Raw genomic sequence first — 26,165 nt, 5'->3', positions numbered from 1 at the left:
GCACTGCAAGTTATCGGTGTCCAACCCTTATACTCGCATAGAGAACATGTCGACAGCCGCATCCATTCCGAGTGAAACCGCAGCAGCAACTTTTGCCGTCTCGCTTGAGTCTGTATCGAAGATTTACGGCACATTTGCCGCGTTGCGCAACGTTTCCACGACTTTCTCTGCAGGCACATGCACCGTAATCCTTGGCGAAAACGGGGCTGGCAAGTCCACGCTGCTTCGCGTCGTCGCAGGGCTAATTACGCCGAACCGAGGGAAGGTTAGTGTCTATGGAGAGCTGCCGCATCTGCAACGCCGTCGTGTTGCCTATATGAGCCACGCACCTATGCTCTATGACGAACTGACCGCAATGGAGAATCTCCGCTACTTCGCACGACTGCATCGCGGTGAAGGATGCGACTGTGTCGGCTCACCAGAGATGGCCCTGCGCGCCGTTGGACTTGATCCAAATCTCACGCGTCCCGTAGGTCAGTACTCCCAGGGCATGAGGCAGCGCGCTTCGCTTGCGCGTGTGTTGCAGACCGATCCGGAGTTGCTGCTGCTGGACGAGCCCTTTTCCAACATGGACGCGCAGAGCGCACACCACATGGTCGAACTGCTCGCAGACTTCCGCACATGGCCGCCCCCCTCAAAGAACGGCAGTGGGCGCACCGTCATCCTCACCACACATCAGGCTTCGCTTGCCGAGCCTATCGCCGATACCACCATCATCATGCGCCAGGGACAGATCATCGAAACGCATACCGGTTCACGCGGATGAAGCACGCCGCTCCAGCTAAAACTAACGCCGCACGCCTTCTCAATTCACTCGGCATCATCTATGAGCTGCGGGCCTATGAGGTCGATCCCGAGGACCTCACGGCCCTCTCTGTCGCGCGCAAAATCGGCATGCCACCGGAGCAGGTCTTTAAGACGCTACTCTCGCACACCAACGACGGCCAGCATCTCTTTGCGGTCATCCCCGGCAACTCAGAGCTTGATCTGAAGAAGCTCGCACACGCTGCCGGAGCGAAGAAGGCGGAGCTGGCATCGCTGAAAGACGTCGAACCTCTTACCGGCTACATACGCGGCGGCGTTACCGTCATGGGCGCTCGTAAGCCCTTCCCTGCCTTCGCTGACGAAACGATCGAACTTTTCGATGTCATCAGCGTATCTGCTGGACTGCGTGGGCTACAGATCATCCTCGCCCCCGCCGATTATCTCCGCGCCACCGAGGCCATGCTCGCCGACCTCACCAAAGCCCCGACAGGAGAGCCACGGTGAAGTACTTCGGCTATGTACTCGAACACCTTCGCAAGGACCTGCGTCTTGAATGGCGCTCCCGCGATGCAATCAACGGCATGCTCTTCTTCGTGCTGCTGGTCGTCGTCGTTTTCTCGATCGCCTTCGATCCTGCAGGATATCCGACGGTGACACGGCAGATCTCGGGCGGAATCCTGTGGGTCGGGCTACTGTTTGCCTCGATGACGGCACTCAACCAGTCGTGGGCTCGCGAGCAGCGTAACCAGGTGCTCGAAGCGCAGCGGATGGCTCCGTCACCGGCTTCAGCCCTGTTTCTCGGCAAGGCGCTGGCCAATATGATCTTCGTTCTGATCGTCGAGGCAGTCCTGGCGCCCATTTTCGTCGTCTTTTTCAATCTGCATGTGCTTGGAAATGCATGGTTGCTAGCGCTTATCCTTCCGCTGGGAACCTGGGCGCTGGTGGTCAACGGGACTTTCTTTGCCGCATTGGGCCTCCGCGCCCGCAACCGCGAGCTTCTGCTGCCGTTGATCCTGCTTCCGCTCTCGCTGCCCTCGCTCCTGATGATGGTGCAGGCCACGACCGGCGTCCTGACCAGCGATCTGGACCACATCCAGATTCGCACCTGGATCACGCAGCTTGCAGGGTTCGATGTGATCTATACAACGATCTGCATCCTCTTCTTCGAGACCGCACTCAACGCCGAATAACGCCCAATCGAGCTATTGATCAGCCGGTGGCTGCCTGTTCGCGATAAAATACCGCTGTGGATCGTTCTCCCATCCTCCGCAAGATTGCATGGCTCTGGCTCGCCACCACAATTGCTGTGTTGGTTGTCGGTTTCCGTCAGGCTATTTTTTTTGCACCGACAGAAGCGACGATGGGGAACCTGCAGCGTATTTTCTACTATCACGTTACGCATGCCACTCTTGGGCTGGTCTTTCCTTACATCAACTGCGCTGCTTCGCTGGCCTTCCTGTACTGGCGCCGTCGCGATCCACTGAAGGCATTGACCGCGGATGCTCTGGCCGTCGCTTCGGCTGAGGTCACAGTTCTCTATGTCGGCATTACGCTGGCGAGCGGAATGCTTTGGGGTAAGCCGGCCTGGGGAATCTGGTGGACATGGGACGCACGGCTCACCTCGGAACTGATTCTCTGGCTGCTCTACATCAGCTACATCATGCTTCGCCGCTTCTCGCCCAGCGGTCAGACGCCTACGCTCGCCGCGGTCCTTTCTGTTTTTGCGGCTATCGACATCCCAATTGACTTCATGTCCATCGAGTGGTGGCGCACGCAACACCCTGCTCCGGTTTTCGGACCGAATGGGGGCGGAATCGACCCACATATGTGGCCAGCCGTACTCTGGAACCTTGCTGGCTGGATGATGTGGGGAGTCCTGCTCATTGCTCTCCGCTTTGTCATTGAGCGCCGTCGCCAGATTGCCGAGCAGGATGCGGCACTACTGGCCATCGAAGCCTCACTCGAGACCCCACAGTAACCGGAGCTAGCTTTCAGATGACCTGGCAGACTTTTTTCGACTTCTCCACCATGGCGCATCGCCACTTGGTCTTTGTTTATATCGGCGTGATCGCTGTCCAGTTAACCTATTTCGGCTCGCTGGTTTACCGCTGGAGCCGCACCCGTCCTGGAAGCCGGTAAAACTTTTCTTGAAATTTAAAAAAATCAACGAAGCTACAGAGGCCGTAGCTTCGTTGTCCGAGAAGGATTTACAGACGATGTGAGAGCTCCCCATCTGGCAACTCTTCGCATCATCCTTATGGACACGCTCCCTGAAAAAATGTTTCGGAAAATCTTTTGAGTTATGTTTTCCACAGGGATAAAGCCGCCAGAACCTACTGAATTCACCCACACTTGCGACCCGGTAACCCTCCCCGATAGACTCCCTTCAGTGCCCACAGTTGACCATCACCGGCGAGCCGTTGCGTTCGCCCTGCTACTCCCCCTCTCCGCTATGCTCACCGGCTGCCGCCGTAACGGTTTCCCGGATGTCCCGGCAGGCTACAGGGAGTTCGCCTACGTCACGAATGGGGCGTCCAACACCGTGAGCGTGCTCGATCTGGTTTCTCTGCGGCCGGACCGGACGCTTCGAGTAGGTGACAATCCTACTGGTATTGCCGTAAACCCTAAGCGGAACGAGGTTTACGCGATCAATACGCAATCCGGCACAGTGACCGTCATCGACACTTCTAACAACACGGTTGCCGCAACCATCGGCGTCCATCGCCAACCATATTTCATCAGTGTCGACGCGCGAGGAGGCCGGGCATACGTTGCCAATTCAGGGTCAAACTCGGTCAGCGTTATCGATCTTGACCACCGGCGTGAGATCGCCGTTGCGGGTACAGGCGAGCAGCCGGGGATGGCCCGCATCTCGCCCGACATGCGGTCGCTTGTGGTCTCAAATCGCGGATCGGGCAGTGTCTCCGTGTACGGCGTCACGCCTTACAGCAGTTCTCCCGGTGCCCCGCAGCAGGAGCAGAAAGAACCGCCGTTGCACCTTCGGGCTGCGTTTCCCGGTTGTCCCGGAGCGACAGACATTGCGATCCTCCCCGACTCCTCCAAAGCCTTTATTGCATGTTCGGGCGGCAACCAGGTGATGGCTATCAGGCTGGCCGCCGAACCCGGATCATGGCCCGCACGTCAGAACCCGGGAGCGATGACCGACCACCTGCTGGCGTTGCTCGACGTGGGGAAAACACCGCTTCACCTGGCAATGAAGCCTGATGGCGGCGAAATTTTTACCTCCAACTTCGGAGACGATTCTGTTTCAGAGATCTATACCTGGACCAATGAGGTCGGTGGAACCTACACGATCGGCAGTAAGCCTACCTATGGCATTGTGAGCCGCGACAATTCGACATTGTGGGTCTCGAACTTCGGAGCGGACCTGATCAGTATCTACAGCATCGACGATGGTCAACTGGTCACAACAATCCATACTGGTTCATCGCCGGATGCACTTGCCTTTTCCGCCGACGAACATCTTCTGCTTGCGGCAGACGCTCACTCAGGCGATGTTGCCGTAATCCGTACGCAGGGCCGCCAGGGTGCGGCGTTATTCACGATCCTGCCTGCCGGAGGCTCACCCAACGCCATCGCCGTGAAGGTGACGCACGGCGCACCGTAGCCATCGCATCCTTCTATACTTTCTCTGACAAACACCATGAACATCACTCGCCGCCGCGGAGCCATCGCCTTCTTCATCACCCTTGGCGTGATCCTCGTCGGTCTTGCGGTGACGCAGAGCGCCTGGATTCTGCTGAACGAGCGCACCGTCGCCCTCGCTGTCCTTGGCTTTATCCTCTTTTCGCTTCTCATCGCGGGTGTTGTTCTTAATACTGTCTTCCTCGTCAGGGAGATTCGGCGCAACGAGCGGCAGGATTCGTTCCTGAACGCCGTCACGCATGAACTGAAGACACCCATTGCCAGCATCCGTCTCTACCTTGAAACCCTGCAAAGGCGGCCCCTTGATGAGGCGCAGCGTCAGCAGTTCTACACCAACATGCTCGCGGACTCCGACCGCCTTCTCGCTACCGTCGAACAAGTTCTTAAAGCTGGTCAGCTCGGGCAACGCCAACGTCAGCAGAATCGCACTACTATTGATCTGGGAGCGCTTGTGGCCGAATGCGTCGCCATCACACGCCAACGGCACCATCTTCCTGACGATGCCATCGTCCTTGAGCCCATCCCTGGGGATGTCCGGCTTCGTGTCCTTGGAATCGCCGAAGATCTCCGTACCGCCGTGCTTAACCTGCTCGATAACGCGGTGAAGTACTCCCCCGAAGGAGTTCATGTCCGCTGCTCTCTTTCCATCGCTCACTACACATGGGCCACGCTACGTATCACCGACACGGGGATTGGGCTTCCGCCAAATCAAAACAAGCGCATCTTTCGCCGCTTCTATCGTGTCCCCGGCCGCACCATGATGCGCATCAAGGGAACGGGACTCGGACTCTTTCTTGTGCGCAATATCGTTCGCCAACATGACGGCGAGGTCACCGCCTCCAGTCCGGGCCTCAACAAAGGCACCACAATCACCCTCAAACTTCCGCTAGCGGGAACGAAGGATTCCGCCGCAGCCCCGACACCATCGTTGGAGAGCACATGAACGAGCCCCCCTTGATAGCCGTCATCGAAGATGAAGAACATCTCGCGCAAGGGCTTGTCTTCAATCTCCAGGCCGAAGGCTATCGCACATATCAGGAAGCCGATGGCGACGCCGCGCTCGCCTGGCTGCTCGATCCAACGCAACATGCCGATCTCGTTGTTCTTGACTGCATGTTGCCGGGATCGGACGGATTCACCATCGTGAGGGCCATGCGCGAGGCGCAGCGGTACACACCTGTTTTAATGCTTACGGCACGCTCGCGGCCTGAAGACATACTCGAAGGGCTGGAAGCTGGAGCGGACGACTATCTGCCCAAACCCTTCGACTTGAGCATTTTGCTGGTCCGCATCAAATCGCTCCTGCGCCGCACCGCCTGGCAACGCAACGCAACGCCGACTGCCAGCGAACAAACGCAGTCATCCGAATACGCTTTCAACCATCGCACTATCCGCTTTGATGCTCTTGAACTCGCCGCTCCCAACCGCACAACCAACCTGACCGTGATGGAAGCCGACCTGTTGCGCTACCTGACCGAACGCGAAGGCCAGATTGTCTCCCGCAAGGAGATTCTCGAACAGGTCTGGCGCGTCCACGAAGACACCGACACACGCGCCATCGACAACTTCATAGTCCGCCTGCGTCGCTACATCGAAGACGATCCGGCCAATCCGCAACATCTCATCACGGTTCGCGGCATCGGCTACCGATTCGTTGCTAATCCGACTTGAAACGCCGAAACCCATTCAATTCGTCACAAATCACATTTTTCCTATTGCAAGGCCATAGAAGAAACGCGATACTCCTATGGCAACACAATAGGAGCGGCATGGGCGATAAGACGGACGTTTGGCAAGGCACCCTGGCCCTTATGGTTCTAAAAACTCTTGAGACCCTGGGGCCACTGCACGGTTATGGCATCGCACGGCGCATTGAGCAAACCAGCGGCGACCTGCTCTCGCTGAATTACGGTACGCTCTACCCTGCTCTGCTTCGGCTTGAGCAGGAGGGCGCCATCGAGTCCGAATGGGGTCTATCTGAAAACAATCGTAAGGCGAAGTTCTACTCTCTGACCCGCACAGGCCGCCGCCAGCTTGCTCACGAGGCGCGCAGCTGGGAACAGACAACCGCCATCCTCGCCCGCTTTCTTGCGGCAACAGGAGAACCATCATGAAACGTATACGCGCATGGTTTCTCCGGATCACGGGTATCGTTCCCAAACAGCATCAGGAGCAGGACTTTTCCGACGAGCTCGCCAGTCATCTTCAGATGCACATCGAAGACAACCTGCGCGCCGGGATGACTGCCGAGCAGGCCCGTCGCGAGGCTTACAGCAAACTCGGCGGCGTAGAGCATACGAAGCAGGCTCATCGCGAAGGACGCACCATTCCGTTCATTGATGGCGTCCTTCAGGATCTGCATTACGCCCTCCGACAGTTGCAGCGCAATCCCGGATTTACCGTTACGGCGATGCTAATGCTGTCTTTAGGTATAGGTGCAAGCGTGGCGATCTTCGCCTTCGTCGACGCTGCTCTCCTTAAGCCTCTTCCATATGCCGATCCCACACGCCTGGTAGATGTTGCAGAACGCGGTGCATCCTTCTCGCGCTCCAATCTCTCCTATCAGGACTACGAAGACTGGAAGCGTCTCAATAAATCCTTCTCGTCACTCGACGTCTATAGCGGCGGGGGCTACTTGTATCGCACCTCTTCAGGGGTCGAACCTGTTCCCGCGGCTCGCGTCAGCGATGGATTCTTCCGCACACTAGGCATCCACCCCATGCTCGGGAGGGATTTCTACTCCGGCGAAGATCAGCAGAACGCCGCCGCCACCGTAATCCTCGCTTACAACACATGGATTCAACGCTTCGGAGGACGCAAAGATGTTGTCGGCCAGATCATCTCCCTCGACGGAGTGCCGACAACCGTTATCGGAGTTCTGCCGCCGGATTTTCACTTTGCTCCACGAGGCGCGGCAGAGTTCTGGACAACCACACATCAACACAACGGATGCGAGAAGCGTCGTAGTTGCCACAACCTCTTCGCTGTCGCGCGTCTCAAAGATGGCGTATCTGTTCAAGCCGCTCTCATGGACGTGACTGCTATCGCAAAGCAGCTTGAAATTCAATATCCCGGCTCCAATCGCGATCAGGGAGCCTTTGTTCAGCCTCTGTCGGACCTCATCGTCCAAGACATCCGCCCGATCCTGCTCACTCTGCTTGCAGGATCTGCTTTGTTATTGCTCATCGCCTGCATCAATGTCTCCAGTCTGTTGCTCGTGCGCTCAGAAGGCCGTCGCCGTGAATTTGCTGTGCGTGGAGCACTGGGTGCCGCCCCTATACGCCTCATCCGGCAGTTCATCACCGAAGGTCTCGTGCTCGTTGCCGCGGGAACTGTTGTTGGACTTGCTGCAGGTTACTCCCTTATACGCCTCCTGCTTAGTCTCTTCTCGAAGGACATGCTCTCCAGCATGCCCTATCTCTCCCACCTTGGGTTCACCCCACATATTCTCGGCTTCACCTTGATCATTGCCCTGCTTGCAGCGGGAATCTTCTCGGCCACCCCAGCTCTGCGTCTCCCTACTACAGCCATGCGCGAAGCTCTCAACGACGGCGACCGGGGCTCCGCAGGAACCCTTTGGCGTCGATTCGGAGCTAATCTTGTCGTGCTTGAGCTCGCCATTGCCGTCGTACTCCTTGTCGGAGCTGGACTCCTTGGTAAAAGCTTCTACCGCCTTCTTCACGTTGATCTCGCCTTCGATCCCAACAATCTCGCCACTCTCTTCGTTTCGCTTCCAGCCACTACCTATAACAAAGACGAGCTGATCGTTACCGCTACGCACAAAATTATCGATCAGGTCTCAACTTTCCCTGGCGTCACCTCTGTCGCCATCACCAGCGTTCTTCCGGTCAGCGGCAATGGCAACACAGACTGGATCCGTGTTATTGGCCATCCCTTCCATGGAGAACACAATGAGGTCAACGAACGCGAGATCAGCCCAGACTATTTCAAGACGATCCATGCACAGCTTCTGCGAGGCCGCTTTCTGACGCAGCAGGACGACGCTACACGCCCCCGGGTCACTGTCATTAACAAGGCTTTTGCAGATCGATACTTCCCCGGCGAAGACCCCATTGGCAAAAAATATGGCGGCGGCGATCTCGCACCTGACTCCGTCAAGGAGATCGTGGGTATTGTTGACAATATTCGCGAGAGTGCCCTTAACGAAGATATCTGGCCCGCCGAATACAAGGCTCATAATCAGGACGCCGACGCCTTCTTCGCACTCGTTGTTCGCACTTCAGGCGACGCAAAGTCCATCCTGCCTTCTCTCAGTGCCGCCGTTCATCAAGTCGATCCTGGCATCGGCACATTAAACGAGTTGACCATGCAACAGCGTATCGACGATTCGCAGACAGCTTATCTGCATCGCTCCGCCGCATGGCTGGTCGGAGGCTTCGCCGCTCTCGCGCTTTTGCTTGGCATCATCGGACTTTATGGAGTTATCGCCTATTCAGTCAGCCAGCGCACTCGTGAGATCGGAGTCCGCATGGCGCTTGGAGCCGCACGTGGCTCTGTCTATCAGCTCATCCTTAAGGAGGCTGGACGACTTACTGTTATCGGAATCGTCGCCGGTATTCTGTGCTCCATCGGCGCCGCAACTTTTATAAGGAAGCTGCTCTTCGGCACACACTCTTGGGACATCACGACTCTTGCCGCAGTATCGCTCCTTCTGGGGCTCGCGGCGCTGCTGGCCAGCTTCATTCCTGCCCGTCGTGCGGCCTCAATCAACCCCGTCGAGGCACTCCGAGCCGAATAAACAATTCGTCGCTATACGCACTCAGCCGAGGCTGCTGCTTTACACTTGAGGGTAGAGCACAAGCCACGGCATGCGTATCTTTACACGCTACATTCTCCGCGAAGTCATCTCTCACGCACTGCTTGGCGGAGTTCTCTTCACCTTCGTGCTCTTCATGCGCGATCTCGGGCACATTCTTGAGCTGGTTGTCCGCAACTCCGCATCTTTTACCGATGTTCTCCGCATCTTTGCGTACCTACTGCCCAACTTCCTGATCGTTACCATTCCAATGGCAGTGTTGGTCGGCATTCTGCTTGGCCTCTCGCGCCTCGCTTCCGACTCAGAGATCACCGCCATGCGTGCTTCGGGCATGGGAGCGCTCGACTTCGTCCGTATCGTTTCCATCTTCGCCTCTGTCGCGCTCGCTCTCGGCCTATTCAATTCACTCTATCTTGCACCGCACTCGGCCGCCGCGACACTGCAGCTTGAGGAATCGATCCGAAACGCGCAGGCATCTTTTGAAGTCCAGCCACGCGTCTTCTACGAAGACTTCCGTAACTATGTTCTCTACATCCAGGACGTGCGCCCCGCCTCCGGTGCCGCTCTCTGGCGTCACGTCTTCCTCGCCGATCTCACACAACCCGCGAACCCAAACATCACAACAGCCGACCAGGCCATCGTCGTCAGCGGGGACTCGCAGACGATCCGCCTTCATCTCCTCAACGGCGGACGCCACGAGACCTCAACCAACGATCCCAATCAGTACAACATTTCCACCTTTGCCTCGACCGATCTTCCCATCCAGACTGAAGCCCAGGAAGACACGCACCTTGGGCGCTCCGATACCCCCATCCTGGCGCTTCCTCTCTCCGAGCTCTGGCGACGCGCCAACGCACCCGATAACAATATCCCCGGCCACCCCGCACGCACTTATCGGATCGAGGTAAACAAGCGCTTTTCCTATCCATTTGCCTGCCTTGTGCTGATGCTGGTCGGCGTCCCCCTGGGCCTCTCCTCAAAGCGCGGAGGCAAATCGACTGGTTTCGTACTGACCATCCTTCTTGTCTTCGTCTATTACTTTCTATCTTCCGTTGGTATAGCTTTCGCGAAGACAGGCAAGCTCTCTCCCTTCCTGGGGGTATGGGGAGCCAATCTCCTCTTTGCTGCAGCAGGTGCTCTTCTGCTCTACCAGATGTCGCGTGGAGGCATTGCTCTTAGCCTTATATCTTCTCTCGGCGTATCACTGAACAAGTTAACGACTCGCCTCTTTCGTGGACGTGGCACCTCTACCAGTTCCTTCAACATTGCAACGGCCCTGCGCCGGTTTCGCAGCATCTTTCGGCTACAATTCCCTCTTCTGCTCGACGACTATGTTATGCGCGAGTACGCCACCAACTTCGCCCTGGTGCTGTTCTCTTTCTCGACACTCTTCATCATCTTTACTTTCTTCGAGTTGATTGGCGACATCATCCGCAACCGCACACCGCTTGTCACCGTTGGCGACTATCTGATCAACCTCATCCCGTACATCATCTATAGCGTTACACCCCTTTGCTGTCTCGTTGCCGTACTCGTTACCTTCGGCGCTCTCAGCCGCTCGTCGGAGCTAACCGCAATGAAGGCAACGGGCATCAGTCTCTACCGCATTGTCACGCCGGTCCTCATAACCACATTGCTGATTGCTGGCGGGCTCTTCGCCTTCGACGAGCTCTATCTCCCGGCCGCCAATCGTCGCCAGGAGGCCCTTCGCTCCGTCATCAAGAACAAGCCCGCGCAGACCTTCCTTCGTCCAGATCGTAAGTGGATGTCCGGTCAGTCCGGCCCATCAGGCAGTCCCGCGCGCATCTTTTACTATCAGTTCTTTGATGCCAATAAAAATGTCTTCGCCAATCTGACTGTCTTCGAGTTCGATCCCGCCACCTTCGCATTACAGCGCCGCATCTTCGCCTCATCCGCGCACTGGAATGATCGCGTTAACCAATGGGTCTTCGAAAATGGCTGGCAACGCACCTTCCAGGGTGAGACCATCGCGTCCTACCAGCCATTCACACTCACAGCTTTTCCTGAGATTCACGAGCAGCCGTCCTACTTCGTCAAAGAAGACCGCCCCTCACAGGAAATGAGTTACAGCGAGCTGTCACACTACATCGCCGACCTCAAGCAATCCGGCTTCGACACCAAGCGTCTCGGCGTACAGCTTAACCGCAAGCTTGCCTACCCACTTATCACACTCGTCATGGCCATACTTGCGATTCCATTTGCGCTCTCAATGGGCAAACGAGGCTCTTTGGCCGGCATCGCTACCGCCATCGGGCTGGCCATCGCCTACTGGGTTGTCGACGGACTCTTCCAGGCTATGGGCAATGTCAATACGCTGCCTGCCGTCCTCGCGGCCTGGACTCCCGATCTCCTCTTCGGCATTGCCGGTACCTACCTGTTGCTGCGATCTCCTACGTAAAAACGGCAAAACTGGCATAGGTGGCCTACACTAAATGCCAAGATGACACATCGACTTTCTCTCGCCCTTGTGCTGATCGCCGCAACTGCTGCCGCACAGACCACAACGACAACCCCACAACGAAAGACCACTACTGCCCGCCGCTCTACCGCAGCAAAACCGGCTGCTAACGCGCCTGCGGCAAACCCAGCCGACAATCCTCCTAACATACCTAAGGTTGAAGGCACCCCCAAAAATCTCTATGCTCTGCGCTACATCGACATTGAAGTAGGCACTGGTCCCCTCGCGGAGACGCGCAAGTTCTATACGGTCCATTACACCGGCTGGCTTACCGATGGAACGAAGTTCGACTCCTCTCATGATCATCCTGGTGGCGAACCTATTGTCTTCCCCTACGGTGGACGCAGAGTAATCCCTGGCTGGGACACCGGCTTCGAAGGCATGCACATCGGCGGCAAGCGTCGTCTCTATATTCCCTACCAGCTTGCCTACGGCGAAAGCGGCAGACCTCCCGTCATTCCCGCCAAGGCCGACCTGATCTTTGATGTCGAGCTGGTCGCTCAGTCCGACACACCGCCTGAGCCAAAGGCAGCCCCGGCTCAGGAGACCAAGCCTACGGAGCCTGCGAAGCCCGCCGAGCCGAGCCAACCCGCGACCGCTCCAAAGCCACAGACGCCGCCTGCCCCGCAGTCGAACTAATAGATGATGAAGCCGGACGGGGCGCGGGCGCTCGCCTCAGAACCTTTCCCTCGTCCGGCGTATCTAATCTTCCAGCGGATTAAACTATTGTCATGATGGATCGGCTGAAGCCCCTCAATCCTTATCTCAAGCGTTATTGGAAATCCCTTGCCTGGGGTGGCATCGCCGTCATCTTCTACAACACACTCAAAGTGCTCGTTCCTATCGTCATCGGCCATGCCATCGATGATTTGCAACATGGGATTACGCAGCAAAAGATTCTCTTCCATGCACTCCGCCTCCTGCTCGTAGCATCACTCTCCGCCGTCTTCCTCTACACCACGCGCCAGGTCATTATCGGCGCATCGCGCGAGATTGAGTTCGACCTCCGCAACGATCTCTTCGCCAACCTCGAACGCCAATCGCCTGAGTTCTACCATACGCATCGCACGGGCGACATCATGGCCCGCACTACGAATGACCTGAATGCCGTACGCCAGCTTCTGGGTCCCGCAATTATGTACAGCGCCAATACGCTCGTCTTCACCTGCGCTGCGCTGCCCTTCATGTACCGCATCAGCCCCAAGCTCACCTTCTTCGCCTTCGTGCCGCTGCCCGCCGCATCCGTTCTCGTTCAGTACTTCGGCAATCGCATTCATCGGCGGTTCGAGCGCATTCAGGCAATGTTCTCTGACATCTCCGCCAAGGCGCAGGAGAATTTCTCCGGCGCTCGCCTGATCCGCGCCTTCGCGCAGGAAGAAGCCGAGGTTGCCTCATTTGAAGAAGCCAACCACGAATACATCCGCCGATCGCTCCATCTTGTCCGCCTGATGGCCATGCTCTGGCCAACGCTCGAATTCGTGCTCGGCCTTTCGCTGATGATTACGCTTCTGGTCGGTGGACATCAGGTTGTGCGACACCAGATAACACTCGGCCAATTTGCCAGCTTCAACGTCTACATGGTTCAGCTCATCTGGCCCATCATCGCTATCGGCTGGGTCGTCAACCTCTTTCAGCGCGGCACTGCATCCGTCGTGCGCATTGATGAATTACTAAGGCAACAACCCTCCATCGCCGACGATCCCACTCTTCTTGCTTGCCAACCGCAGCGCGGTACGGACTACGTCGAACCCATTGCAAACTCGAAGCATCTTGAACGGTGTTCCATCCAGGGCAGCATCGAACTTCGTAATCTCACCTTCGCCTATCCTGGCGGCCCTACCGTTCTCGACGGCATCCATTTGAGTATTCCTGCGGGATCATCACTCGCAATCGTCGGCCCAACAGGCTCCGGCAAATCGACACTGGTTTCGCTGATCCCTCGTCTTCAGGATGCTGCGCCCGGCATGGTGCTCATCGACGGAGAACCGATCCGCTCCTTCCCACTCGCCGACCTGCGCGCAAATATCGGCTACGTGCCGCAAGAGACCTTTCTCTTCTCCGACACCATCCGCCAGAACATCAGCTTTGGCACACCTCAAGCTACAGACGAGCAGATCCAAACCGCCGCAGGTATCGCCCACATTCGCACTGAAATTTTAGAATTCCCACGCGGCTTCGACACGATGGTCGGCGAGCGGGGTGTCACTCTGTCCGGCGGCCAAAAGCAACGTACAGCTATTGCGCGTGCCGTCATCCGCAATCCCCGTATCCTCATTCTCGATGATGCACTCGCCTCGGTCGACACCTATACTGAAGAGCAGATTCTCTCTGGGCTCGCGAAGGTCATGCAAAAGCGAACAACAATCTTCATTTCGCATCGCATCTCAACCGCTCGCAACGCAGACCAGATCGCTGTCCTTGTACACGGACGCATCGCCGAGCTGGGAACTCACGACGAGCTCATCGCACGGAATGGCTACTACACCAGCCTCTACGAAAAACAACGTCTCGAAGAAGAGCTTTCCGTAGCAATTTAATTATGCAGACCAGCCTGCAGACGCAGGTTCTCCCACGGCTTCCACGACAGCCGGAGCAAGAAATCGCTCCTCCTGCGTTCTCAACTCACGGGGAAGAACACGGCCAGCCTCAGGATCGCGTGCAGCGATAATCCATGCCTCGCGCACACTCCGCACGCACTGGATCACCTCTTCCATCTTGTCGTGCGAATCCTCGTGCGAAGCTTCCAGCGTCATCGTGAAAATCGCAGCATAGAAGTCACTTAGCGATGCCGCCGTCTCTCCGCCAAGATCAAGGCGCAGGCGTGCCTGCAGATACATCACGATATCCAACGCCTTCTTCACTGAAATCCGCCGACCACGTATGTCGCCTTCGTCGATACATGCAAGCGCCTGGTAGAGAAACCGCACAAGCCCGTTATACAAGGCCACCACAAGCTCTACTCCTGTAGCTCCAGCCAGCGATTGCTCCTGATAGTTCGTCATCATGTCGTTATCCGTTCTGCTGGTTGTAGCCCGTCACCGCGCTGTAGAGTTGATTGACAGCATTGATCTGGTTCGGCAGATCCTGAAGTATCTGATTCGCTGTATTCAATTGGTCCGTAAGACGCGCCTTGTCGGCAGCAATTCGCGTCTCTTGGTCGCTGATGTTCTTGTTCAGGGATGTCTCCTGCGCCGCATTCTGCTGCAGGGCAAGATAAATAGCGCCAGACGTCAATGTGCTGCTCAACCCATTCAGAGACTTGTTTAGCGTCTGCCCAAAGCTGTTGACGTTCTGGAAGTACCCCATCACATCGGAGAAATTCGTATTCAACACAGACTGCAACTGCCCGCTATCGAGCGTAAGCATTCCATTCTGACCAATCGAAAGCCCCAGCTGCCCAATGCTGGTAATCGCGCCGCTGGCGGAGCCGCCAAGCAGTCCCGAGGACAACTGGCTCTGGATCAGAGCCAACGTAGGATCGCCATACAACGGCTGCGCGCTGCCATTGGCATCCTTTCCTTCCTGCGTCTTGATATCCGTCACCACAGCGTTGTATGCCGTAACAAACGCACTCATCGCCTGCGTGATCGTGCTATTGTCGTTGGCAATCTGAACCTGCACCGGCTGCGATGAGCCTGTTGCCGCAAGTATCTGAAAGGTCACACCCGGGATAACATCCGAGACCGTATTCGAAGCCGTCGTTATATCTAATCCATCAATATTGAGGCTCGCATCCTGCCCCTGCTGTCCTTGCTGAAATGATACAGATGTTCCCGTCGTTGCATCCGTCAGCGATCCGCTGAGTGTGATCTGCCCCGCAGCTCCGCTCGTCGCACTCACCAGCGAAAGACGCGATCCTGTCGTGTCCTTGATCACACTTGCGCGCACACCAATTGAAGCCCCATTGATGGCTGCCGCCAGCGAGGACAATGTATTGCTGGTGCTGCCTACCGTAATCGTTTGTGCAGTACCGCTGCCAATCTGGATCGTGAGCGACCCGCTAAGTGTATCGCCGACATTTGCAATCACTCCCGAGTACATCGAAGAAGTCTGAGCCAGAGAGTTCACGGTGATGGAGTGGCTGCCCGCCACGGCAGTCGACGTTGCCGAGCTCAGTGCAATCACATTCGTATCGGAACTGGCCCCCTGTTTGGCAGCAAAAACTCCGCTGAATCCAGTCAGCGCCTGCAGCGAAGAAGATAGTGTGGCAAGATCGGTGCCGATTGAACTAAACGCTGTGTCCTGCGCTTTCAGAGTCGTCAGCTGGTTTTTCCACGGTGTCTCCACCGCTTGCTCTGCTGCAATAATCTGCGAAACGGTAGCTGCCACATCGATGCCGGTCCCGCTGTTGATCGCCCCAAAGTTTAGCCCAACCGTGCCCATCTACATCTCCTTACTTTCCGACCACTATCAAGCAACTTCATCGCCAAAGCAGCGGCTTCTGCATAAGAGTTCTCTCATCCAGATCAGCTTTAGGCGCAGGAAAGAACGCGGTTGCGAGCAGGTCTCCCACCCGCAACCGCTGTACTACAGCAACAACTACTGCAGCAGCTTCAGCACATCCTGCTGCACAGCATTTGCCTGGGAGAGAGCAGCAATGCCCGTCTGGCTCAGTACCTTGTACTTCGCCATATCGCTGGTCGCCTGGCCAAAGTTCGTAGCGCGGATATTGTTCTCTGCCGAGGACAGGTTGACCGACTGTGAGCTCGCCACGTTCGAAGCCGCATTGAGCTGGTTGATGTTGGCACCGATCGTACCGCGCTGATAGGCGACATTCTGTACTGCCGAGGTGAGCGTGGTAAGGATGTTGGTGGCGGTCGTCGCATCCAGTGTGGCGTTGGTCGTCAGGTCAGCCCCTGCACCAGCCGAGGTCGTACCAACGCTCGCCTTGGTCAGCACGCCGATGGTCTCGTTGAAGGTGCTTGATCCCGACGAAGTACCGTCGCTGACGAAGATCTTGACCGGAGTCGCCGAAAAAACGTTCTGGCCGTTGTAGTTCGTCGTGGTACCGATGTTGGCGATCTCGGTCAGGATGTTCTGGTACTCCTGGTCGGCCGAGCTGACCTGATTGGTGTTCAGCGTGCCGTTGGCAGCCTCGGTCGCCAGCGTAATCGCGCGGTTGAGCAGGTTGGTCACCTGCGCCAGAGCGCCATCTGCAGTCTGCAGCAGACCGACGCCCGCGCTGGCATTCTGTGACGACTGCGTAAGAGCCGCAACGTTCGCATGCAGTCCGTCGGCCAGCGCAAGGCCTGCCGCGTCGTCCGCACCGCTGTTAATGCGCGAACCGGAAGAGAGCTGCGTGAGTGTGTTCTGCAGGCTCGCCTGGGTCTGGTTCAGGTTAGTCTGCGCGTAGATTGCCGAAATGTTATTCAATACACCCAAGGACATTGGGGAACGCTCCTCTATCACTCGAAATTGAGTTACCGCACTGCCTGTCCCTGGCGATCCGGCTCTTGGGTCTCCCCTCCATCCGTCTGACCTTGCGAAAGGCTTTGCGTTCTCCCAACTCATCGGCCCTTGGCGTCGTGACTTGAGTCGCCTGTCACTTCATTCATTACCTTCGATTACTCCGCCTCTCTCCCTATTACTGCGCCGCAATACGCCGATGAGAGCCATGAGGAATATCTTCATGATCGAACTGACGCGCCTGAACGGCAGCCGACTCAGCATCAACTGCGATCTCATCAAATACGCCGAATCTGCTCCGGACACTGTATTAACACTTGTCACCGGAGAAAAACTGGTCGTCCTCGAACCGCGCAGCGAAGTCATGCGCCGCGCACTGGACTATCGCGCCTCTGTCCTGCGCGCCGCGTGGCCCGAGGCTGCATCCGCTCTCGGCGCATGCAGTGCGAGAGAGACGCAGGAACGCAGCACACAGACTTCTAATACCTAGCTTCATCGCAGAGGGACGTTTTATGGATATCGCCAGCATCGGTGGCATCATCGTCGCCATCCTCGGCATTCTTGCCGGCATGATGATCGAAGGCGGCAGCATCTCGCAGATCACGCAGCCAACCGCCGCGCTCATCGTCATCGGTGGGACAATGGGCGCCGTTATGCTTCAATTTCCGCTCAAGATATTTCTCGCCGCCTTACAGCGCATGGCTCGCATCTTCTTCTCAGGAAGCTCCAATGGCGAAACTGTGCTCAAACAACTCGTGCAGTTCGCCAATAAGGCACGCAAGAGCGGCATCGTCTCTCTCGATCAGGATCTCCCTACTGTCAGTGATCCCTTCCTCAAACAGGCCCTCATGCTTGCCATCGACGGAACCGAGCCGAGCGAAGTCCGCAAGATTATGCAAATGGAGCTCGACAATAAAACCGAGATGGAAGAAAAAATCCCGCAGGTCTTTGAAGCCGCAGGCGGCTACTCACCTACGGTAGGCATTATCGGGGCGGTCCTCGGTCTCATCCAGGTCATGCAGCACCTCGATAACATCACAGAAGTCGGACGTGGTATCGCCGTCGCCTTCGTTGCCACCATCTATGGAGTCGCGCTCGCTAACCTCATCTTTCTTCCCGTCGCCGGCAAGCTCAAGATTCGTCATCGCGAAGAACAGATGATCAAGGAGATGATGCTCGAAGGCGTCGTCTCCATCCTGGAAGGCATGAATCCGCGCATGATGGAGACCAAGCTCCGCACCTTCCTGCTTGACGACAAACAAACCGAAAGCACGGCGGAGGCGGCAGCGTGAGCCGAAAGAAAAAACATGAGCATGTCAACCACGAGCGCTGGCTAGTCTCCTACGCCGACTTCATCACACTGCTCTTCGCCTTCTTCGTCGTTCTATTTGCCTCCAGCCAGTCCGACAAAAAGAAGCAGAGCCAGGTCGCTGCTGCCATGCAATCTGCCTTCACCCCGCTCGGCATCTTCGAATCGCACTCCAAGACTCCACCCATCGCAGATAACAGCTTCGCGCCCAGCCAGACAAAACCTGCGGCCATTCCTCTGCCCATGCCTCCCGTAGGTAGCACCCATCTCGAAGAAACCGAGGCTCGCATCCATCGCCTGCTCCGCACGCAATCTGCCAGCGGAGGCATTCCTCCTGGCAGCGTCACCACACACATGACTCCAGAGGGTCTCGTCATCTCTCTCAACGAAATCGGCTTCTTCGCCTCCGGATCAGCCGAAGTGCGTGTCGCTTCCATGGCTATGCTCACGGCGCTCGCCACAACGTTGCCCAATGCTCCCGTGCGCGTCGAAGGACACACCGATAATGTCCCCATCCACAATGATCAGTACCCCACCAACTGGGAACTCTCCACTGCACGCGCCACTGCCATCGCACGGCTTCTGCTCGAACGCAGCAATATTCAGCCCACCAATCTCGCCGCGGCAGGCTATGCCGAGTACCACCCTGTAGCCTCCAATGCCACCGAAGAAGGTCGCAGCCAGAATCGCCGAGTCGACATCATCCTTTTGCGAGACCGAGCACCTTCACGATAACTCGTTTCGAGCGCTGCCCATCGAACTCCGCATAGAACACCCTCTGCCACGTCCCCAGATCCAGACTCCCCTTCGTCACCGGCAACGTCGTCTCATGGTGCAGCAGCAACGCTTTCAGGTGTGCATCCGCATTGTCCTCGCCCGTCCTGTGATGCTTGTATCCCGGCCAGCGCGGAGCCAGCTTCTCCAGCCACACGCCGATATCTTCAATCAGCCCGTCCTCGTGATCGTTCACATAGATCCCGGCTGTAATATGCATCGGCGACACAAAGCACAGTCCGTCGTCGATGCCGCTGCGCCGCACAATCTCTTCGATCTCGTCGGTAATATGAACCATCTCATAACGTTCCCTCGTTCTGAACGTCAGATACTCTGTGTGCGCCTTCATCTCGGACATCGTCTTTGCATCATCCTCGTTTTGTGGATTCATTCGATCTGAATCTATGTATAACCCGTTGGAGAGCGAGACACATCACGCGAGGCTATGAAGGTTTACACTAACTAAGTCGATGCCGCGGATATTCTCCAGCCTCGTTGCCGTGTTCTGCCTGCTGATCCTCTTTGTCAGCTCGGCAGCATGCCTTGTAGCGACTCCGCCCGACACCTCCACAAATGCCGCGATGCCCATGCAGATCAGCGCTCCGGGACATGAGTGCTGCCCTCCCGGCCACGACCAACCGCAGATGTCGGCCTCCTGCTGCACTGTGCATCATCAGCCAGCAGCAACCGACTGCGTCACAATCGCAGACCATCAGGCCACCGCATCGGCAGCACAATCCGCGCTGCCCGTGCTCATCCAGGTAGCCGCTGCGAACGCCACTGTCGATACATCAGCACCGCTACTCCCTCCACGAACCTTACAAGTCCTTCGAATCTGAGAATCTCTCCGCCTGAAGACTGCTCCAGCTAGCGGCTCGCTTTTGCGTGCTCGCAAAGATGGAGCCGACCTTCCTCTTCACCCTCAGGAGAATCTCCCGTGCTATCCCGTACCACTTCCGCACTGCGGTGGACTGGCCTTCTGCTTCTGTCCGCCGCCATCACCGCCCAGACATCTTCCTCTCAAGAGAACAAACCGCCCGCCGAGCATCACGACCATGACATGCACGACATGTCCACGATGAGCATGGACATGCCCGGCATGCAGGGCATGATGCAGATGCGCCAGGCTACCAATCTCATCGAATCGCAGCTCAACCATCTCTCCTCCGGCACCACCTCCGAGCCCGCATCCACACCGATGTACATGCTGATGGGACACCACGGCGCCTGGATGTGGATGCTGCACGGCGAGGCCTTCGTCACCGACATCCAACAACAAGCCGCGCAAACACCAGAAGGCCGCCGCGGAGGAGACAAGCTCTTCTCCACCAATTGGGTCATGCCCATGGCCATGCGCCGCCTCGGCCCCGGCCAGCTCACGCTTCGCACCATGTTTTCGCTCGAACCGGCAACCATCACCGCGCGCCAGTACCCGCTCCTCTTCCAGCAGGGCGAAACCGCATTCGGCAAACCCATCATCGACGGCCAGCATCCGCACAACTTCTTCATGGAGGTCGCCGCTCTCTACGACATCAAGCTCAGCGAGCGCACCCTGCTCAGCTTCTACGTTGCACCCATCGGCGACCCCGCCATCGGCCCCTCCGCCTACCCGCACCGCATGTCGGCGTCTGAAAACCCACTCGCCGCTCTCGGCCACCATCAGGAGGACTCCACCCACATCGCCTACAACGTCATCACCACAGGCCTCACCTGGCGCTGGGCACGCATCGAAGGCTCCGGCTTCCACGGCGGCGAGCCCGGCGAAGACCGCTGGCAGTTCCAACCCTCCGAAAACGGCCTCGCCATCGACAGCTACTCCACCCGCATCACCATCGCCCCCAACGCCAACTGGAGCGGCCAATACTCCATCGCCCACATCGCCAACCCCGAGCCCGGCGCACACGAAACCCAGCAACGCCAGACCGCATCCATCATGTACAACCGCCCCTTCGGCCCACGCGACGCCAACGAACTCTCTACCGGCAACTGGTCCAACACCCTCGTCTGGGGACGCACCAGCTCGCACGGTAAGCTAAACAGCTACCTCGCCGAATCACTGCTCAAGTTCGCCAACAAAAACTACGTCTGGACACGTATCGAAAACGCCGCCCGCACCAACCAACTCCTTCTCACGCCCGGCAAACCCGTTCCTCCAGATTTTGAAGAAGAACCCATCGGCCACGTCGCCGCCTTCAGCTTCGGCTACGACCGCGACTTCCGCATAGGCCGCCACATCACCGCCGCCCCCGGCGCGCAGTTCACCACCTACAACACGCCGCAGGCCCTCCAAACCACCTACGGCGACCACCCGTGGGGAGTAGCCGCCTTCCTCCGCTTCCGCATCGCACAGTAGCTTGTTATTCTTTTGCGCGATGGACCTCTCATGGCTAGGCAAATTATTAGTCCCTCTAACCGTTGCCCTCGCATTTGTCGCATTTCGCAAATATTTTCCCGCGAAAGTAAATACAAAGCTTGATCGTTATGATCGCTATGAAGGAAAGAGGCTCCCAACCGGCGCCTTCAGGACGATCGCAATCACAATGGGACTAGTCATTGCCATTGGAGGGTATTTTGCTCTTCGTATCATCAACCACTTATTCGCAAAATTAGATGGACAACCTTTAGCGCAAGCCTTTCCCATCACAGCGATCTGGTACTTCTTACCCGGGTTTGCGGCGCTGGCGGTACCGTGGCCGCTCATGATCTCACTACTACGGCGAAGTGCGTATAGCGACGAAGCCAGATACATTGAAGCAGAAGCTAGCGAAAAGTCCGGATTCGATTGCTTTCGCGTGATGGGCGCTATCAACCTCTTCCTGGTTCTTCCAATTGCTGTCTTTACACTCTTGACTCTTCCAGAACGATTGACCCTGACGAACACGAACATTCTCTGGACGCACTACGCCTCACTCAAACCCGAGGTTTTCAGTTACTCAGACATCATTCGGTTGACCATGGTTGACGGCTACAAGCTTCGTGATGGAAGTTTCAAGGCTCATAAGGATCTCCTTATCGAATTCAAAGATGGTCGCCTGCTGAGCGCGAATGCCGTGGGTGACGGCGGTTCTGAGCCTAGCGTTAAAGTGATCCAAGTAATCTTGGACAAGACAGAACTCGCCCCAGACGAAGTTCGCACAGAAGACGAGATCCACCAATGACCCTCTATGTAGCCACATCCAACCCTGGCAAGCTCCGCGACTTCGCCGTCGCCAACACCGCCCACATCTCCATTGAGCCTCTGCCAAATCTCGCCGCCATCGCTCCGCCGCCCGAGGACGAACCTACGTTCGAAGGCAACGCCATCGCCAAGGCGCGCTACTACTCCAGTCACTCCCCCGGCCTCATCGTCATCGCCGACGACTCCGGCCTCGAGGTCGACGCCCTCCACGGCCGTCCCGGCGTCCGCTCCGCCCGCTTCGCCGACGACCACAACTTCCACCCGGCGACCGATAAACCTCTAAGCACTAACGAACGCAACAACCTCTATCTCATCTCCCTCCTCACCGGAGTCCCACTCACCGAACGCAGCGCCCGCTACCACTGCGTCCTCGCCGCCGCACGCAACGGCCACCTCCTCGCCATCGGCCACGGAGCCGTCGAAGGCGAGATCCTCACCGAACCCCGAGGCACCGGCGGCTTCGGCTACGACCCACTCTTCTACCTTCCCAGCCACCAACGCACCATGGCCCAGATCGACCTAGAAACCAAGCTTTCCCTCAGCCACCGAGGCCGCGCCTTTACAGCCCTCCTCGCCGAGCTTTCCCAACATCTGTAATAAAGAACTGTCATTCCGAGCGAGCGCAGCGAGCCGAGGAACCCAGCATTTCGCTCCGTCCGTCACGACGCTTCGCTCCCGACAACGTATCATCCTGAGCGGAGCGCAGCTAGTTCGAAGGATTTGCGGCTCGCTCCAACCGCCTGCTCCCAGAATTCGCACAAATCTCCCGATAACCGCACGGAAAGCCTTTGATTTCTTGACGCTGATATAACCTCGGCGGAATAATCACCCTGCTGCAGAAATCCATCCGCAGCAGCACTCCCAACGTTTTCAAGGAGTTCCTCCATGGCTACCGCCACCCCGCCAGCCCCCTCCGCCGCACCCATCCGCGGCGTGCAACCGCTCCGCGCGGGCGAGGGCCACTCCTTCTTCTGGCACAAGCTCCATTCTCTGACCGGCATCGTCCCCATCGGCGCTTTCCTCATCGAGCACATCGTCTCCAACTTCGAGATCGTCAATGGCCCCCTCGCTTACGCGAAGCAGGTGCTCTTCCTCAACTCCCTGCCGCTGGTCCGCGTCCTCGAGTGGGGATTGATCTTCATCCCGCTCGCCTTCCACGCCCTCTATGGCCTCTTCATCGCCTTCCGCGGACGCACCAACGTCAACGTCTACCCCTGGGCCGGCAACTGGATGTACATCTCCCAGCGCGTGACCGGCATCATCGCCTTCCTCTATATCATTCAGCACGTCTTGCGGCAGCGCTTCATGGGCGTCTCGCTCCCCGAGCACCCCGGCGCGGCCTTCGCCAAGGTCCAGCACGAGCTCTCCAATCCGTGGATGATCGCCATCTACGTCATCGCCATGATCGCCACGACCTGGCACTTTGCCTACGGCATCTGGCTCTTCGCCGCCAAGTGGGGCATCACCCCCGGCGAAAAGGCCCGCAAGACCTTCGGCTATGTCTGCGCCGTCGTCGGCATCGCGCTCTGCCTCATGGGACTCGTCAGCATCTACGCCGTCGTCACCGCACCACCGGCTCCCGAAGACGTCATGCCAACACAAACCGCCAAAATGACGTTACCGACGCCGATGATTCCATCACATCTTGGAGAGGCGCGCTAAGTGTATCCCGCTCTGAGTTGGCCATTGGCATTACTTGCAGTGGCTTTGTTTATTGCGTATGGCATTGTCTATGACTCTCTCGTCACCCAAGTAAATTCGAAAAGTACGGAGCGCGTTGAACCATTTGAAGAAGTTGAGAATTCCCGAAATTGGATGGGACGGCGCAGATGGCTCGACAAGGTGTTCATCCGCCACAAAGAGTTGTTTCCGAACAGTCATCGCAGATTGTTAGCAAGATTGCTTCTCATATTCGGATTCATTACAGCGGTCTGTTGGAGGTTCGCAGTACCGTCGCAGCACAGGGTAGAGAATCCCGTTGCAGTTCAAGCACAAGGTTTTGATAGGTAGGTAAAGGATGGCAGCAGCAACTCCCAGAATCATCGTCGTAGGCGGCGGCCTCGCTGGCCTCTCCGCCGTCATCAAAATCGCCGAAGCTGGCGGCAAGGTCGACCTCTTCTCCATCGTCCCCGTCAAGCGCTCGCATTCCGTCTGCGCCCAGGGAGGCATCAACGCCGCCAAGAACCTCAAGGGCGAGGGCGACGACGTCTATAAGCACTTCGACGACACCATCTACGGCGGGGACTTCCTCGCCAATCAGACCCCCGTCAAGGCCATGACCGCCATGGGGCCCGCCATCATCGACCTGCTTGACCGCATGGGGGTCCCCTTCAACCGCACCCCCGAAGGCCTGCTGGACTTCCGCCGCTTCGGCGGGACTTTATATCACCGCACAGCCTTCGCTGGAGCCACCACCGGCCAGCAGCTTCTCTATGCGCTCGACGAACAGGTTCGCCGCTACGAGTCCGAAGGCAAGGTCACCAAGTACGAAGGATGGGAGTTCCTCTCCGCCGTGCTCGACAATAACGGCGTCTGCCGCGGCATCTGCGCGATGGACCTCCGCACCATGGAGCTGCGCACCTTCCCTGCCGACGCCATCATCGTCTGCACTGGCGGCAACGGAGCTATCTTCGGCAAGTCCACAAATTCCGTGGTGTGCACCGGCTCCGCACAGTCCGCGCTCTACCAGCAGGGCGCCTACTACGCGAACGGTGAGTTCATCCAGGTTCACCCCACCGCCATCCCCGGCGAAGACAAGCTGCGCCTCATGTCCGAATCAGCCCGCGGCGAGGGCGGCCGCGTCTGGGTCCCCAAGGACAAGAATGACAAGCGCGCCCCGCAGTCCATTCCCGAGTCCGACCGCTGGTACTTTCTCGAAGAGTGGTACCCCAAGTACGGCAACCTCGTCCCGCGCGACGTAGCCACCCGGGCAATATTCAAGGTGGTGTACGAGCACGGCATGGGCATCGACGGCCAGCCGCAGGTCTACCTAGACGTCTCGCACCTTTCTCCTGAGCGCCAGCACAAGCTCGAGGGCATCCTCGAGATCTACGAGAAGTTCGTAGGCGACGACCCCCGCAAAGTCCCCATGAAGATCTTCCCCGGCATGCACTACACCATGGGCGGCCTCTGGGTGGACTTCAACCAGCAGACCAACATCCCCGGCGTCTTCGCCGCGGGCGAGGCCGACTACTCCATCCACGGAGCTAACCGCCTCGGAGCCAACTCCCTCCTCTCTTGCATCTACGGCGGCTTCGTCGCCGGACCGCAGGCCCTGCAATATGCCAAGTCTCTCCCCGCAGCCGAGGGCGACGGTGGCCACGCAGCCGAGCTCCAGCGCCAGAAGGAATACAACAATATCCTTCTCAACAACCCCGGCACCGAGAACCCCTTCAAGATCTGGCGTGAGCTTGGCGACACCATGACCAAGCACGCCACTATCATCCGCTACAACGCCGGGCTCGATGAGGCAGACGCCAAAATCGTCGAGCTACAGCAGCGCTATCGCAACATCAATCTCTCGGACAAGAGCCAGTGGGCCAATACCAGCTTCGCCTTCGCCCGCCAGCTCTACAACATGCTCGAGCTAGCCCGCGTCATCGTCCAGGGCGCACGCCTCCGCGACGAGTCCCGCGGAGCCCACTACAAGCCCGACTTCCCCGACCGCAATGACGAGCAGTTCCTCAAGACCACCAAGGCCAGCTTCGTCGACAGCGCCCCCAAGTTCGAGTTCGAGGACGTCGACATCCAGTACATCAAGCCGCGGCCACGCCGTTACGACGCCACCGCCTGACCCGGAGGGAGCCGTGGG

At 57.7% G+C, this 26,165-nt stretch carries 26 protein-coding genes; 22 read left to right on the top strand and 4 right to left on the bottom strand.

What is annotated here, in order from left to right:
- The first annotated feature begins 46 nt into the window (after positions 1–46).
- The 13 genes from KFE13_RS16555 (at position 47) to KFE13_RS16495 (ending at position 14,224) form a co-directional block, all read left to right on the top strand.
- Positions 47–766: an ABC transporter ATP-binding protein gene (locus tag KFE13_RS16555; RefSeq protein ID WP_260704631.1), complete on the top strand. Its 720-nt coding sequence runs from the start codon at positions 47–49 to the stop codon at positions 764–766.
- The gene (gene ybaK / locus KFE13_RS16550; RefSeq protein WP_260704629.1) at positions 763–1,269 is read left to right on the top strand and encodes a Cys-tRNA(Pro) deacylase; all 507 of its coding nucleotides are present in this window, start codon (positions 763–765) and stop codon (positions 1,267–1,269) included. The genes KFE13_RS16555 and ybaK overlap by 4 nt, the downstream gene beginning before the upstream one ends.
- Positions 1,266–1,955 carry a heme exporter protein CcmB gene (locus tag KFE13_RS16545; protein ID WP_260704627.1) on the top strand — a complete coding sequence of 230 codons (690 nt, stop codon included), beginning with the start codon at positions 1,266–1,268 and terminating at the stop codon, positions 1,953–1,955. The genes ybaK and KFE13_RS16545 overlap by 4 nt, the downstream gene beginning before the upstream one ends.
- 56 nt (positions 1,956–2,011) lie before the next feature.
- The gene (gene ccsA, locus KFE13_RS16540; RefSeq protein ID WP_260704625.1) at positions 2,012–2,743 is read left to right on the top strand and encodes a cytochrome c biogenesis protein CcsA; all 732 of its coding nucleotides are present in this window, start codon (positions 2,012–2,014) and stop codon (positions 2,741–2,743) included.
- A gap of 17 nt (positions 2,744–2,760) precedes the next feature.
- Positions 2,761–2,904: a hypothetical protein gene (locus KFE13_RS16535; protein WP_260704615.1), complete on the top strand. Its 144-nt coding sequence runs from the start codon at positions 2,761–2,763 to the stop codon at positions 2,902–2,904.
- 250 nt (positions 2,905–3,154) lie between these two features.
- Complete coding sequence (locus KFE13_RS16530; RefSeq protein WP_260704613.1) at positions 3,155–4,393, top strand: YncE family protein; 1,239 nt, start codon at positions 3,155–3,157, stop codon at positions 4,391–4,393.
- A gap of 36 nt (positions 4,394–4,429) precedes the next feature.
- Positions 4,430–5,374, top strand: a complete 945-nt coding sequence (locus tag KFE13_RS16525; protein ID WP_260704611.1) for a sensor histidine kinase — start codon at positions 4,430–4,432, stop codon at positions 5,372–5,374.
- Positions 5,371–6,102 (top strand): response regulator transcription factor, encoded by a 732-nt coding sequence (locus KFE13_RS16520; protein WP_260704609.1) that lies wholly within the window; start codon positions 5,371–5,373, stop codon positions 6,100–6,102. Before KFE13_RS16525 ends, KFE13_RS16520 begins: the two co-directional genes overlap by 4 nt.
- Positions 6,103–6,200: 98 nt before the next feature.
- Positions 6,201–6,545: a PadR family transcriptional regulator gene (locus KFE13_RS16515; protein WP_260704606.1), complete on the top strand. Its 345-nt coding sequence runs from the start codon at positions 6,201–6,203 to the stop codon at positions 6,543–6,545.
- Positions 6,542–9,190: an ABC transporter permease gene (locus tag KFE13_RS16510; protein ID WP_260704604.1), complete on the top strand. Its 2,649-nt coding sequence runs from the start codon at positions 6,542–6,544 to the stop codon at positions 9,188–9,190. The genes KFE13_RS16515 and KFE13_RS16510 overlap by 4 nt, the downstream gene beginning before the upstream one ends.
- 70 nt (positions 9,191–9,260) lie before the next feature.
- Complete coding sequence (gene lptG, locus KFE13_RS16505) at positions 9,261–11,627, top strand: LPS export ABC transporter permease LptG (protein ID WP_260704602.1); 2,367 nt, start codon at positions 9,261–9,263, stop codon at positions 11,625–11,627.
- 42 nt (positions 11,628–11,669) lie between these two features.
- Entirely contained in the window at positions 11,670–12,326 is a 657-nt protein-coding gene (locus KFE13_RS16500; protein ID WP_260704600.1) for an FKBP-type peptidyl-prolyl cis-trans isomerase, read from the top strand.
- Between the two features lie 92 nt (positions 12,327–12,418).
- Positions 12,419–14,224: an ABC transporter ATP-binding protein gene (locus tag KFE13_RS16495; protein WP_260704598.1), complete on the top strand. Its 1,806-nt coding sequence runs from the start codon at positions 12,419–12,421 to the stop codon at positions 14,222–14,224.
- Here the strand turns inward: KFE13_RS16495 and fliS are convergent, their stop codons facing one another.
- From fliS to KFE13_RS16480, 3 genes are all read right to left on the bottom strand, one after another.
- Positions 14,225–14,692 carry a flagellar export chaperone FliS gene (gene fliS / locus KFE13_RS16490; RefSeq protein ID WP_260704596.1) on the bottom strand — a complete coding sequence of 156 codons (468 nt, stop codon included), beginning with the start codon at positions 14,690–14,692 and terminating at the stop codon, positions 14,225–14,227.
- A gap of 4 nt (positions 14,693–14,696) precedes the next feature.
- Complete coding sequence (fliD, locus tag KFE13_RS16485) at positions 14,697–16,070, bottom strand: flagellar filament capping protein FliD (RefSeq protein WP_260704595.1); 1,374 nt, start codon at positions 16,068–16,070, stop codon at positions 14,697–14,699.
- Between the two features lie 156 nt (positions 16,071–16,226).
- Positions 16,227–17,075 (bottom strand): flagellin, encoded by an 849-nt coding sequence (locus KFE13_RS16480; RefSeq protein WP_260704592.1) that lies wholly within the window; start codon positions 17,073–17,075, stop codon positions 16,227–16,229.
- A gap of 241 nt (positions 17,076–17,316) precedes the next feature.
- Here KFE13_RS16480 and KFE13_RS16475 point away from each other — a divergent pair, with 241 nt between their 5' ends.
- Genes KFE13_RS16475 through KFE13_RS16465 form a run of 3 tightly spaced genes read left to right on the top strand, consistent with a single transcriptional unit; the run spans position 17,317 to position 19,137 of the window.
- The gene (locus tag KFE13_RS16475) at positions 17,317–17,583 is read left to right on the top strand and encodes a flagellar FlbD family protein (protein ID WP_260704591.1); all 267 of its coding nucleotides are present in this window, start codon (positions 17,317–17,319) and stop codon (positions 17,581–17,583) included.
- Between the two features lie 22 nt (positions 17,584–17,605).
- Positions 17,606–18,385, top strand: a complete 780-nt coding sequence (locus KFE13_RS16470; protein WP_260704588.1) for a flagellar motor protein — start codon at positions 17,606–17,608, stop codon at positions 18,383–18,385.
- Entirely contained in the window at positions 18,382–19,137 is a 756-nt protein-coding gene (locus KFE13_RS16465; protein ID WP_260704586.1) for a flagellar motor protein MotB, read from the top strand. Before KFE13_RS16470 ends, KFE13_RS16465 begins: the two co-directional genes overlap by 4 nt.
- Here the strand turns inward: KFE13_RS16465 and KFE13_RS16460 are convergent.
- Positions 19,103–19,567, bottom strand: coding sequence for a secondary thiamine-phosphate synthase enzyme YjbQ (locus KFE13_RS16460; RefSeq protein ID WP_260704584.1), 465 nt, complete (start codon positions 19,565–19,567; stop codon positions 19,103–19,105). The two genes, KFE13_RS16465 and KFE13_RS16460, sit on opposite strands and share 35 nt — an antisense overlap.
- A 79-nt stretch (positions 19,568–19,646) precedes the next feature.
- On the opposite strand from KFE13_RS16460, the gene KFE13_RS16455 reads away from it, so the two are divergent.
- From KFE13_RS16455 to sdhA, 6 genes are all read left to right on the top strand, one after another.
- Entirely contained in the window at positions 19,647–20,015 is a 369-nt protein-coding gene (locus tag KFE13_RS16455; RefSeq protein WP_260704582.1) for a hypothetical protein, read from the top strand.
- A 98-nt stretch (positions 20,016–20,113) separates the two neighbouring features.
- The gene (locus tag KFE13_RS16450; RefSeq protein ID WP_260704580.1) at positions 20,114–21,529 is read left to right on the top strand and encodes a hypothetical protein; all 1,416 of its coding nucleotides are present in this window, start codon (positions 20,114–20,116) and stop codon (positions 21,527–21,529) included.
- 19 nt (positions 21,530–21,548) lie between these two features.
- Positions 21,549–22,334 (top strand): hypothetical protein, encoded by a 786-nt coding sequence (locus tag KFE13_RS16445; RefSeq protein ID WP_260704578.1) that lies wholly within the window; start codon positions 21,549–21,551, stop codon positions 22,332–22,334.
- Positions 22,331–22,951, top strand: coding sequence for a non-canonical purine NTP pyrophosphatase (locus KFE13_RS16440; protein WP_260704577.1), 621 nt, complete (start codon positions 22,331–22,333; stop codon positions 22,949–22,951). The genes KFE13_RS16445 and KFE13_RS16440 overlap by 4 nt, the downstream gene beginning before the upstream one ends.
- A gap of 288 nt (positions 22,952–23,239) precedes the next feature.
- Positions 23,240–24,016, top strand: a complete 777-nt coding sequence (locus tag KFE13_RS16435) for a succinate dehydrogenase (protein WP_260704576.1) — start codon at positions 23,240–23,242, stop codon at positions 24,014–24,016.
- A 355-nt stretch (positions 24,017–24,371) separates the two neighbouring features.
- On the top strand, positions 24,372–26,147 hold the full coding sequence (sdhA, locus tag KFE13_RS16430; RefSeq protein ID WP_260704574.1) for a succinate dehydrogenase flavoprotein subunit: 1,776 nt from the start codon (positions 24,372–24,374) through the stop codon (positions 26,145–26,147).
- Positions 26,148–26,165: the final 18 nt, after the last annotated feature.

The organism is Edaphobacter flagellatus, assembly GCF_025264665.1.
Lineage (GTDB): Bacteria > Acidobacteriota > Terriglobia > Terriglobales > Acidobacteriaceae > Edaphobacter > Edaphobacter flagellatus.
The sequence above is the reverse complement of the archived record's forward strand: the minus strand, read 5'-3'. Positions and strand labels throughout refer to the sequence as shown.